Origin of the sequence: Leptolyngbya cf. ectocarpi LEGE 11479, from assembly GCF_015207065.1 — a bacterium.
GTDB lineage: Bacteria > Cyanobacteriota > Cyanobacteriia > Phormidesmidales > Phormidesmidaceae > Leptothoe > Leptothoe ectocarpi.
In genome coordinates this window covers 1-4618 of the sequence record NZ_JADEXP010000444.1, presented here as the reverse complement: position 1 = coordinate 4618, position 4618 = coordinate 1, and the positions used below count along the sequence as shown (strand labels likewise).

Genomic DNA, 4618 nt, shown 5'->3' with positions numbered 1-4618 from the left:
CCCTATCAGCACTCCATACTCTGTAACTTCTTAAAATCCTGATAAAGTCATATAAAGCATTCGTACGGTTGCTTAAGCATAATTAAGTTAGATGACTTAAACCGCTGCTTAAGTAAATAAGGGTTCCTAGGGGGCGTTTTGCCAAACGGTTGAATTCATAGAGCCGTTTATGTCTGCTTTGGGTATCTGCTCTTAGAAGTTGCCCTTTTAATCAACATCTAAATTTATAGACCCCCTTAGATGCACATCGCATGGATTGGTAAAAAATCCCCGTTTTGTGGAAATGTCACCTACGGTCGAGAGATTACAAATGCTCTACTCGAGCGTGGTTACCGGGTGACGTTCCTCCACTTTGCGACTGATGAGGAAACCGCAGACGATCACGTCGGCTATGAAGAGGTTTCCTTACCGTTTATCTTCAAATCCCAGATTCTCATCATTCCTAGCTTAGGCTCAGCTCGACGGCTAGCTGAGGTGCTCGCCGAACTCAAGCCCGACTTGGTGCATGCTTCGCTCTCCCTGTCTCCCTTGGATTTCAAGCTGCCAGATATTTGTCACGAGCTAGGTATCCCGCTGGTGGCCACCTTTCATCCGGCCTTTGACCGGAAGCGGCGCAATCTCACATCGGGCACCCAGCATATTACCTATCAGCTATATGCCCCACGGTTAGCGAACTATGACCGGGTGATTGTGTTTTCCCGCATTCAGCAGGAACTGCTAGTTAAGCTCGGTGTACCCTTAAAACGGGTAGTGATTATTCCCAACGGGGTGGATGTGTATCGATATTCCCCAGGGCCTTCCCTAATCAAAAAAGAGTTTCGGGCCAAGCAGCTCTATGTGTATCAAGGTCGATTGGCCATTGAAAAAAATGTAGAGTCCATGCTCAAAGGCTGGAAGATGGCCAATATGGGGGCTGAAAACAAGCTGCTGATTATTGGTAGCGGTCCCCTAGAGGTGGCCCTAAAAGCCGCCTACGGAGCCGATAACTCGGTAATATGGCTGGGGTTTGTCGCCGATGAACGTCGCCGAATTGAAATTCTGCGAGGGGCGGATGCCTTTATTTTGCCATCTCTGATCGAAGGGCTCTCCCTGTCGCTGTTGGAGGCGATGGCCTGCGGTGCGGCTTGCATTGCTACCGATGCTGGGGCCGACGGCGAAGTGTTGGAAGACGGAGCCGGTATTGTATTGGATACCCAACGGGTGGCTCAACAGCTGCAGACGATTTTGCCCCTGCTAAAAGACCATCCTGAAATGTTGGCGATTTTGAGCAGCAAGGCCCGACAGCGGGTGTTGGACCGCTATACCCTGAGTACTAACATTACCCAGCTAGAAAATCTCTACGCCCAGATGGTACCGAGCAAAGCCCGCTATTCCATTCCCCAGCAGGTCGGTCATATCTAGCCTTGTGGTTGCCGTGTATACACAATCGGAGAGTAGCTCAAAGCTTCGAGCCCTCATCCCCCAACCCCTTCCCCCCCAGGGAGAAGGGGAGCTAGACTCAAAGTCCTTCTCCCCCAGGGAGAAGGATTTAGGATGAGGGGCAATGCAGGCGTTAGAGCCACTTTCCAGTTCAATCTTCTAGATGCAAATCGGCATTTTAAGCAGTTCCAAGTCTTCAGGCCGGTCCACATCCCGTAGCTCTTCCAAGGTGGCGATAGAAAGATTGAGGCTGGTTGCGATCGCAACCGTCCGTTCAAACACCTGCCCAGTGCCCCAGGGAATAGTCTCAAATAGCTTTGCTTGGGCACCGCTTAGACCGATCAAATAATAGCCACCATCTGCGGCTGGTCCCAGCACCACATCATGGGTCTGGAGTTGCCGAAACGCCTGTTCTAAATGACGGGCACTCAGCTCTGGACAATCCGACCCAATCGCCACCACAGCCTTCATACCCAACCGAAAATTCTCCACAAACGCTTGGTGCAAACGATTTCCTAAACTACCTGCCAACTGAGGTACATAGGTTAACTGTCGCCCTAACCAAGCCTGCATCTGGGATAGACCGCCCCCAGAAAAATGGATTTGGCGATCAATCTCCGGACACAGGGCGGTCATTTCCTGCACCATGGATGCCGTCATCCATCGCTGTAGTTCAGCTGCTCGTACCGCTCCCAAATGGGGAATCAGTCGAGTTTTGGTACTACCAGCCTCGGGGTACCGTGTAAACAACATCAGACATGCCCTCGTACCCACCACGATGTGCCCCCTTGCTATTTACGTATTTGAAGTAGTATTTGATGCGTTCGCTTCGATTATTGCTGCTTATTCAAAGACCAGTCGTAGTCGAAATAACTAACCTTGTAGTCACCGGCTTCTAAATAGGCTCGATCTTCGTCACCAACGTAGTTACTAATAAAATTCAGAACGGCCCGCTCTTCCTTGCTACCGGTAAAGCCGCTGTCTACGCCGTAGCTAGGGATCCAGTCACCGCCAAACCAGTTAAAAATCTTGGATATCTTGACTTCACCGGCTGCTTGATCGATTTCTAGACCGTCAGGTCTAGCTAGCCACTGCATCACCTGTTCGTCCAGCTGAGTGTCCAGGTTTTCTCCGGTAAAGGCCTCATCTCGCAACGGCGGACAGCTAATGGCTGCACAGACAATGGCCGCATGGAGGCGAGGTTCATCAAAGTCCACCCGCAGCACATCATGCTCAATGCTATCGAGCGTCTTTTCTGTTTGATTAATCGGATGCTTACGCAAACGCCACACGCCGGTAATGTCTTTGATACTGGGCTTTATAGGAGTCTGGTCGATAATTGACTTCAGCGTTAGAGAGTTATAGGCATTGATCCAAAACGCAATTTGTTCTGCCTCACTCCAGCTACTCAACGTGGCGTCATCCACATTGGCTAAACCATTGTTAAACGTATCTAGCCCTTGCCGAGACTGTTGCAAGTCAGCGTAGTTGACCCAGCCTGCCTCATCGACATAGGTACTCAAAACCTCATCGTAAAGCGTATAGTCCAAACCCTCTGCTGAGGCAATGTTGACCTCTGCTGAGGATGGGTCGGTGGTGGTCACAGCGCCAGTGGAGCAACCCACTAATCCCAGGGAACAAACCAGCAAAAGAGCGGATAAATACTTACGTTTCATAGCTGTTTTAAATGAGGAGTTAGACTTGGCCAAACGAGTGATTCATTTGCAATCTCTCATTGCCAACTGAACTAAGGCTGAGAAGCACCTTAAGTTCTGTTCAATTTTGTCGCTAATCTCAACCTCGGCCACGTCACCTGCGCACTACTCCAGAGCACCCCCAGCACAAACGGCCACCACAGCCAGTGTCGCAGTGTTTCTGATAAAAACCAGCTGCAGTTTCCTGACGATTTCTGATACTGCAACATAAAGTATATATAGGCTGACAGGCTCACCAGCCGACTCCCCAGATTTCGACTGGTCACCAGAAAGGGCATGAGCCAACTCAGATACCAAAAATGAATAATGGGGGAAATCACCATCAGCCCAATCAGATACCATTCGGTGAACTTGTGAAAGCTAGTCGCCCGCAGTAGCAGCCACACCACCACAAGGGCCAGGGGAAAAGCATAGAGCCAGTTGGCTGAGCGTGATGGCTCCCATAGCTGCCCGACCCAGTAGGGAATTAGCTCGGCACTGCGGCCGTTCACCACAAAGGAAGACCCAAACCGCACTAATGGGCAGGAAGTAGGGCTGCAGAAAGGCAAAGCTGCCAGTACCACCGGTAGTAACCCCACAAGACTACTTAAAAGCGCGATGCCAATACGCCCACGCCGCAGGGCCTGCCAGACAATAAATGCTAGTACCGGTAAAGATATCCATTTGACAGCGATGCTAATGCCGACAAATAGGGCACTCCCCAGATAAGTCAAGGGTGGTAAACGCCGAGAGTTTTGAGGGCTATCTGGATCGCTGCCTCGATCAAACCATAGCCAAGCCATGATCAGCGGCAGCACAAACCAACTGTCGTAATGCCCACCCCCGGCAAAGCTGTACAGTACTAGAGGATTCCAGGCATAGAGCAAGGTAGCTCGGTAGCCGAAACGCCGACTCAGTAACCAACACACCCCTAAGTCTGCCAGCGTAAAAACCGTTTTGAACAAAATTACCGAGGGGGCAATACTGGCCAATAAACGGAAGCCAAGCTGAGTCACCGGGGGATAAATGGCCGAGGCAAATGAATTATTAATCTGCTCCCACCAAACGGTCCGTAGCGGCTCTAAAATAGCGGCTGTCGGAGCAAAATCATAGGGGCTAAAGCCCTGTAGCTGAATGTAGCCTTCCCACAGATAGCGCCAGATGTCGTCGCCGGGGTACATGGCCAGCAGTAGCAGCCGAGTTGCGATCGCAACCCCCCAAAACCATCGACCTGAGAGTCGCCGCAGCGGCCAGGCCAACATAAAGCCCAGCCCCATAACGGCACTGCCAATCCAAAAATGGACCACCGCTGCAGTTTCGCGAAAATCTCCATAGGGGACTACATAGGCACTACCCGCCACCAGCAGCACCGCACTGATAAACAGCAACACCTGCTGCAGGCTGCTTGGAGAAGCAGAGGCTTGCTCCGAAGGGTCAGCTCCTCGCCAAAGGCTTTGCCAATACAGACGCACCAGGGTGGATAAAATAATGGTTCCGGCTTTGAT

4 protein-coding genes are annotated in these 4618 nt (G+C 51.1%); 1 reads left to right on the top strand and 3 read right to left on the bottom strand.

What is annotated here, in order from left to right; genetic code table 11:
• Positions 1-240 precede the first annotated feature (240 nt).
• Positions 241-1401: a glycosyltransferase family 4 protein gene (locus IQ260_RS27980; protein ID WP_193996351.1), complete on the top strand. Its 1161-nt coding sequence runs from the start codon at positions 241-243 to the stop codon at positions 1399-1401.
• Between the two features lie 177 nt (positions 1402-1578).
• On the opposite strand, the gene IQ260_RS27975 is transcribed toward IQ260_RS27980, so the two are convergent.
• The 3 genes from IQ260_RS27975 to IQ260_RS27965 form a co-directional block, all read right to left on the bottom strand.
• Positions 1579-2172, bottom strand: a complete 594-nt coding sequence (locus tag IQ260_RS27975; protein WP_193996350.1) for a TIGR04282 family arsenosugar biosynthesis glycosyltransferase — start codon at positions 2170-2172, stop codon at positions 1579-1581.
• Between the two features lie 80 nt (positions 2173-2252).
• Complete coding sequence (locus tag IQ260_RS27970; protein WP_193996349.1) at positions 2253-3095, bottom strand: DUF547 domain-containing protein; 843 nt, start codon at positions 3093-3095, stop codon at positions 2253-2255.
• Positions 3096-3184: 89 nt separating this feature from the next.
• Positions 3185-4618, bottom strand: a 1434-nt coding sequence (locus IQ260_RS27965; RefSeq protein WP_228016497.1) for a glycosyltransferase family 2 protein, incomplete at its 5' end; no start/stop codon positions are given.

Bases quoted from the DNA above. Each gene is read 5' to 3' on its own strand.
- IQ260_RS27980 (WP_193996351.1), top strand. From the start codon at position 241: ATGCACATCGCATGGATTGGTAAAAAATCCCCGTTTTGTGGAAATGTC.
- IQ260_RS27975 (WP_193996350.1), bottom strand. From the start codon at position 2,172: ATGTTGTTTACACGGTACCCCGAGGCTGGTAGTACCAAAACTCGACTG.
- IQ260_RS27970 (WP_193996349.1), bottom strand. From the start codon at position 3,095: ATGAAACGTAAGTATTTATCCGCTCTTTTGCTGGTTTGTTCCCTGGGA.